The organism is Streptomyces lushanensis, from assembly GCF_001700515.1.
Classification (GTDB): domain Bacteria; phylum Actinomycetota; class Actinomycetes; order Streptomycetales; family Streptomycetaceae; genus Streptomyces; species Streptomyces lushanensis.
Genome location: NZ_MAUD01000469.1, coordinates 1 through 6289 on the forward strand (window position 1 = coordinate 1; position 6289 = coordinate 6289).

Sequence of the window (6289 nt, forward strand, 5' to 3'; positions counted from 1 at the left end):
GGGCCTGCGGAGTCCGCCCGGTTCGTGCCGGGCGGACTCCGCAGGCCCGCGCGCCCGTGGCTCAGCGGCCCGTCAGGCGCCTGACCTTGAGGGTGTTGTCCGTACGGTGGCCCGGCCGTCCGTCGGGTCCGTTCTGCTGCCGCTCGTGCTCCTCGCAGATCTGCACCTCCCACTCGCCCTCCGCCAGATCGAGGGATTCGAGGACCTCCTCGGGCGTGGGGAAGTGGATCTCGGGGTGGGGGTTCTCCTCCCAGGGGGCGAATCCCCCGTGTCCGACGATCAGCAGTGTTCCGCCGGGTGCGACGGCCGACGCGGCGGTCCGCAGGATCTTCTCGCGGGGCATGTCGCCGTAGGAGTGCAGATATTGGGCCGAGACAAGGTCGAAACCGCCCTCGGGGAAGGAGACCGCGAGATCGTGCCGCTGCCACTCGATCCGGTCGGCGACACCCTCCGCCTCCGCGTGTTCCGCCGCGCGGCCGAGGGCGACACCGGAGACGTCGGTGCCGGTGACCCGCCATCCCTGCCGCGCGAGCCAGACCGCGTCGGCCCCCTCGCCGCATCCCAGGTCAAGGGCCCGGCCCGGGGTCGCGCCTGTTGTCTCGCGTACCAGGACGGAGTTGGGCCGCCCGCTCCAGATCCGGTCGCTCTGGCCGTAGCGGTCGTCCCAGTACTCCTCGAACGAGGCGAAGTCCTCGGGCGAGAGGGGCTTTTCGTGGGGCTTCTCGTGCGCCGTGGGCCTCTGGTGCGAGGCGCAATGGTGGTCGGTCGCGGAAGGGTGCTCGGTCATCGCTGTCGTCCCTCTTTCGTCGATGCTGTGCGGGTGTGCCGTGCCGGTGTGCCATGCCGGTTTCCAGGGGAGGGGTGCCGCCCGCGCGAGGCCATGCCGCTCCGGCTCATGGACCGCGCCGGCCGTAACCGGTCACCTCCTCGCGTCCGGTGGCCAGCAGCCGTGAGGGCGGGGTCCCCTCCTGGCCCAGATAGGTGTGGACCTGGGACGCGGGTGCGTTGCGTGGCCGGCCCGCGTCGATCACCAGCACGTGGCCGGCCCGCGTCGATCACCAGCACCGAGCGGCGCGCCCGCGCCGGCGTCAGCGCGCCGCTCAGCCCGGCCGCTCCGCCGCCGATGACCACGACGTCCCGGAGATCCCGGCCGTCCCGCCGGTCCCGCCGGTTCCGGCTGTCCTGCTGGTTCCGGCGCTCCTGCTCGTCCCGCTCGGCTTGACCGTCCTGGCCGTCCTGGCCGTCCTGACCGGTCCGGCCGTCCTGACGCCGTTCACCATCGTGAGCGACACCCGTGGCGGTATGCCGTTTTTGTTGACTCATGTGACGTACCTCCGTCCACCGGAGATACTCCGCCCGGGGTGCGCCGTTTGACAAATATTGTTGCCGGGGCGGCAAATGGAGGAATGGCAGACGACGACCTCTCCACCGTCCTGACCGCCGTGGGCCCGCGTCTGCGGGCCCTGCGCCGGGACCGTGGCACCACACTGGCCGAGCTCAGCGAGTCGACGGGGATCTCCCTCAGCACGCTGTCGCGCCTGGAGTCCGGGCGGCGCAAGCCCACCCTGGAACTGCTGCTGCCGCTGGCGAAGGCGTACGGCGTGCCCCTGGACGAACTGGTGGACGCGCCGCCGACGGGCGATCCGCGTGTCCACCCGCGTCCCTTCACCCGTGACGGCATGACCTTCGTACCGCTGACCCGCCATCTCGGCGGGCTCCAGGCGTACAAGCTGGTCCTGCTTCCTCAGGCGGGTGGCCGCTCGGACCTGGAGCAGCGGGTGCACGAGGGATACGAGTGGCTCTACGTCCTGGCCGGCCGGCTGCGGCTGCTGCTGGGTGAGCACGATCTCGTGCTCACCGCGGGTGAGGCCGCCGAGTTCGACACCCGTACCCCCCACGTCTTCGCCTGCGCGGGCCCGGAACCGGTCGAGTTCCTCAGCCTGTTCGGACAGCAGGGCGAACGGATGCATGTACGCGCCCGTCCCAAGGGCAGGTGAGCCGTGGGCGCCGTGGGCGCCGGTGAGCCGCACGGGCCCGGTGAGCCGCACCGGGCCGGCGCGTCAGGTCACACCGCGCTCACGCGCTCCGCAGGCGCTTCGACTCGGCGATCCTGTCGAGCGACACCTGCCACAGGCGGGTGGCCGCACCGGCGTCGAGCGCGTGGTCCGCGACCCCTTCGCGCGGGCCGTCCGGGACATGGCGGCGGGCCTCGCCGCAGTCCTCGAAGTACCGGCCGCCCACGCCTTCGAGCTGTGGCGAGGTCGCGACCAGCACGGATGTGGCCGCCCCCTGCTCGGGCGTCTTGAAGACATACGCGCCGCTCGCGATCACACCGGCGAGCTGCTCCTTGTCCATGTGCCGCGTCAGGTTCGACAGGATGGCCCCGGGATGCACCGCGTTGACGGTGATGCCGTCGCCGGCCCAGCGCCGGTTCGCCTCGACCGCGAAGAGGACGTTGGCCGTCTTGGACTGGGCGTAGGCGGTCCCGGGATCGTACGGGCGCGAGACGAAGTCGATGTCGTCGAAGTCCACCGGGCTTCCGAGATGTCCCACCGAGCTGAGCGCCACGACACGGGCCCGGCCGGCCGCCGCCAGCGCGGGGCGCAGTCCGGTGGTGAGCGCGAAGTGGCCGAGGTGGTTGGTGGCGAACTGGAGCTCCCAGCCCTCCGGTGTCCGGGTCTCGGGAGGCGTCATCACTCCCGCGTTGTTGACGAGGATGTGGAGCGGGCCGTCCCACGCGGCGACGAACGACTCGACGGAGCCCTGGTCGCCGAGATCGAGCGCCGCGACATGGACCTTCGCGTCGCCGGTGCTCGCCCTGATGTCCTCGGCGACCTCCTCGCCGGCCGCGGTGTTCCGTACCGCCAGGGTGACCTCCGCGCCCGCGCCGGCGAGCGCCCGTGCGGTTTCGACACCGATACCGGAGGCCGCGCCGGTCACGACGGCACGGCGGCCGGCGAGATCGATGCCGGCCACCACTTCGGCGGCGGTGGACCGGGCGTCGAAGGGAGTGGTGACGAGTGTCGGCTCCGTCATGGGATGGCCTTCCTGCGCGGTGTTCCGGGGAGTACCTCCCACGGTGTTCCGGGGAAGTACCCCTCCAGCCAACACCGGCCGGGTGCCCTTGCCGGGGTGCCAGAGGGGCCCGGCTCTGCCGGGGGTCCGGCAGACCCCCTTTCGCGCAGCCGCCGGGGCAGCCCCGCGGCAGTCCGCCGCAGTGGCCCCCGGAGCGGCCCCCGTAGTACTTCGGAGCCCCCGTAGTACCTCGGAGCTACACGTGAGATGAGCTCCCCGGCGGGACGCCGACCACGGGGCGCGCTCCGTACCTTCCCTACCGGAAGCACGAAAGACATCCGGCACGGAAGGACCACCCATGGCGCCACGCCCGCGCAGGAGCCGCTCGCGCGGCCACCGCCTCCTCGGCGGCCGCCCACGCCGCGCCCTGCTAGCCGCCCTCGTCACCGCGTCGGTGGCGGTTCCGGTGTCGGGTGCGGCCCGTCCGGCGGACGTTCCGGCGCCGGCGCCGGTCCCGCTCGCCCCGCTGACGGCGGCGGCACCCGCCGTCCTCCGCGCCGCGCTCGACGCGCGGTACGCCGCCAACCGCGCCGGCGTCCGCGCGGCCGAACGGACGGCCGCCCGTCACGGCGACCGGAGACGGGCCGCCGCGCTGCACGCCATGGCGGAGGCGGGACGCCACTTCCTCTCCTTCGACGGCCGCGACGGCGGACGCACCGCCGAGGTCTTCGGGGATCTGGCGGACGCCGGGCGGATCGCCGTACTGGTGCCGGGCTCGGACACCGGGTTGGACCGGTACGGGCGCTTCCGCGCCGGAGCCATGGCGCTGCGGCGGGAGCTGGGCGACGGAGCCGCCGTCGTCGCCTGGCTCGGCTACAGGACGCCCGGCACGGTGAGCCCCGAGGCGCTGACGCCGGGACGCGCTCATGACGCGGTGCCCCGGCTCCGCGGCTTCCTGGGCGAGTTGCGTGCCGCCAGGCCCACCGCCCGGACCACGCTGCTCTGTCACTCCTACGGTTCCGTGGTGTGCGCGCTGGCCGCCCCGGGCCTGCGGACGGACGGGATCGTTCTGTACGGCAGCCCCGGCACCGGCGTCGACAGTGTCGGCGACCTGCGGACCACGGCCACCGTCTGGGCGGGCCGCGGCGCCGACGACTGGATCGCCGGCATACCGCACGCGCGGCTCCAACTGCCTTTCTTCACCCTGGGGTTCGGGCCGGATCCGCTGGCGGAGGAGTTCGGCGCCCGGATCTTCGACGCGGGAGCGGGCGGGCACAGCGACTATCTGAGGCCCGGGTCCCTGTCGCTGCGGAACCTCGCCAGGATCGTCTCGGGGGAGACTCCCACCGGCCCTGTCCCTTCCGGGCCCGTCGGCCGACTCCCCTCCGAGGGCGGCCGTCGTGCGTGACCTCGTCCTGCGGATCGACTCCGCCACCCCGCCCGGCCGCGACCGCGCCGTCGACGCGCTGCGGGCCTTCGCCATCCTCGGTGTGGTGCTCGGGCACTGGCTGGTGACCTCCCTGGTCGCCGACAGCGGCACCGTGCACGGCAGCAGCCCGCTCCGGTACATGCCCCAACTGGCCCCGATATCCTGGGTGTTCCAGACGCTCGCGGTCTTCTTCCTGGTCGGCGGCCAGATGGCCGTGAAGAGTTGCGCGTCGGCCCGCGCCCGGGGCACGACGTACGGGGAGTGGCTCGGCACCCGGATGGTACGGCTGTTCAGGCCGGTCGCCGCCGTGATGGCGGTGTGGGCGGTGGCCACGGGCGTGATGCTGGCCTCGGGCGTCGGCTTCGAGACCGTACGGACCCTCTACCGGCTGATTCTCTCGCCGCTCTGGTTTCTGCTGGTCTTCGCGGCGCTGACCGCGGCGACGCCGCTGGTCGCGCGACTGCATCCGCTGTGGCCGCTCGCCGTCGTGCTCTACGTGGACCTGTTCCGGTTCGGCCCGGCGGGCTCCGGCGGCGCCGGTGGTCCGGAGTGGCTCGGCGGGCTGGACCGGCTGGGATGGCTCAATGTGGCGGCCGGCTGGCTCGTGCCGTACTGCCTCGGCGCGCTCTGGGCGCGGCGCGGTGTGCCGGGACGGACGACGGGCTGGACGCTGCTGATCGGCGGCGGCGCCGCCACCGCCGTACTGATCCTTTTCGCCGGCTACCCGGCGTCCATGGTCGGTGTGCCGGGCGCCGCGATCTCCAATCTCGACCCGCCGACCCTGGCGGCCGTCACCTTCGGTCTGGCCCAGTGCGGGGCGGCCCTCCTGCTGCTCGGACCGCTGCGCCGGTGGCTGGTACGGCCGGTGGCCTGGGCGGCGGTGGCGCTGTTGAATCTGTCCGCGATGACGGTGTTCCTCTGGCACCAGACCGCGATGATCGCGGTCACCGCCCTCGGTCTGTGGGCGGGCGGCACCCTGCCCGGTCTGCACACCGTGCCGGACGGAGCCGGCTGGGTGCTCGCCCGGCTCGGCTGGCTGCCGGTGTTCGCGATGGCGCTGCTGGTGTGCTGGGCGGCGTTCCGTACGTACGAGCAGGATCGGCGGCGGACGCCCGAACCGAGGCGGAGCCACCGGCCCCGGGAGACGAGTGGCCAGGTCATGAGCGGCCGGGGCGTGAGCGGTCAGGGCAAGAGTGGTCAGGTCGTGAGCGGTCAGGTCATGAGCGAGGGGCGTCCCGCCCCGCGGACGGGGGCAGGGCGTGCTTAGGCTCAATCGCGTGACGAATCCCGCGCGGACTTCTGTGAAGGGCCTGAAGAGGTGGTACGACCGGGCGCGGCCGGCCGACACCACGCGGGCGGCGGCGAGCGCGCTGCGCGCTGACCTGTGGACGACGGCCGCGGTTGCGCCACCGCGCGTGGGGCGGTCCCGCTGGCTGGAATGGCGGCCCGCGCTCGTGTCGCCGCTCGTGGTGCTCGCGCCGCTCCTGTTCGTGCTCAACACGAATCAGTACGCCTTCGACTACCGGATCGGTGTGCCCGTCGCCGTTCTGCTCGCCGTGATCCAGTCGGCGTCGCTGGTCACCGCCCCGTTCCTGCCGGTGCTGGCCTGGTGGGCCTCGACGATCACCATGGTCGTGGTCGCCTCGCTCGCGCGGCCCGTCGTCGGCACCTCGCTGTCCTGGACCGCCGGCGGATTCGTCGTCCAGGCCCTGACCGTCTTCCTGGTCGCGCTGCGGGCCCGCCCCCGGATCGCCGCCGAGGTGCTGGTGATCAGTGTGCTGGCGGTGATGCTCTGCGGCGCCCTCGCGCCCGAGCTCCGGAGCACGGGCGTGGTGACCGCGATCC

5 protein-coding genes and 2 pseudogenes are annotated in these 6289 nt (G+C 73.2%); 4 read left to right on the forward strand and 3 right to left on the reverse strand.

All coding sequences use genetic code 11. From position 1 onward, the window contains the following. Window positions 1-61: 61 nt before the first annotated feature. Window positions 62-787 (reverse strand): class I SAM-dependent methyltransferase, encoded by a 726-nt coding sequence (locus BFF77_RS29765; RefSeq protein ID WP_079125612.1) that lies wholly within the window; start codon window positions 785-787, stop codon window positions 62-64. A gap of 121 nt (window positions 788-908) precedes the next feature. After that, a pseudogene (locus BFF77_RS33830) lies at window positions 909-1131 on the reverse strand (FAD-binding protein); the annotation flags it as partial. Between the two features lie 275 nt (window positions 1132-1406). On the opposite strand from BFF77_RS33830, the gene BFF77_RS29775 reads away from it, so the two are divergent. Then, a complete protein-coding gene (locus tag BFF77_RS29775) occupies window positions 1407-1997 on the forward strand; it encodes a helix-turn-helix domain-containing protein (RefSeq protein ID WP_066956130.1) in 591 nt (196 codons plus the stop codon). A gap of 79 nt (window positions 1998-2076) precedes the next feature. Here BFF77_RS29775 and BFF77_RS29780 read toward each other — a convergent pair whose 3' ends face one another. Continuing rightward, on the reverse strand, window positions 2077-3036 hold the full coding sequence (locus BFF77_RS29780) for an SDR family NAD(P)-dependent oxidoreductase (RefSeq protein ID WP_066956132.1): 960 nt from the start codon (window positions 3034-3036) through the stop codon (window positions 2077-2079). A 337-nt stretch (window positions 3037-3373) separates the two neighbouring features. Between BFF77_RS29780 and BFF77_RS29785 the strand changes: the two genes are divergently transcribed. The 3 genes and pseudogenes from BFF77_RS29785 to BFF77_RS29795 form a co-directional block, all read left to right on the forward strand. Beyond that, window positions 3374-4423 (forward strand): alpha/beta hydrolase, encoded by a 1050-nt coding sequence (locus BFF77_RS29785; RefSeq protein ID WP_066956135.1) that lies wholly within the window; start codon window positions 3374-3376, stop codon window positions 4421-4423. Then, window positions 4416-5711, forward strand: coding sequence for an acyltransferase family protein (locus BFF77_RS29790; protein WP_079125613.1), 1296 nt, complete (start codon window positions 4416-4418; stop codon window positions 5709-5711). Before BFF77_RS29785 ends, BFF77_RS29790 begins: the two co-directional genes overlap by 8 nt. A 10-nt stretch (window positions 5712-5721) precedes the next feature. Further along, window positions 5722-6289: pseudogene (locus BFF77_RS29795) on the forward strand (hypothetical protein); the annotation flags it as partial.

Coding starts and splice junctions, on each gene's coding strand:
- BFF77_RS29775 (WP_066956130.1), top strand. CDS start 1,407: ATGGCAGACGACGACCTCTCCACCGTCCTGACCGCCGTGGGCCCGCGT.
- BFF77_RS29765 (WP_079125612.1), bottom strand. CDS start 787: ATGACCGAGCACCCTTCCGCGACCGACCACCATTGCGCCTCGCACCAG.
- BFF77_RS29785 (WP_066956135.1), top strand. CDS start 3,374: ATGGCGCCACGCCCGCGCAGGAGCCGCTCGCGCGGCCACCGCCTCCTC.
- BFF77_RS29780 (WP_066956132.1), bottom strand. CDS start 3,036: ATGACGGAGCCGACACTCGTCACCACTCCCTTCGACGCCCGGTCCACC.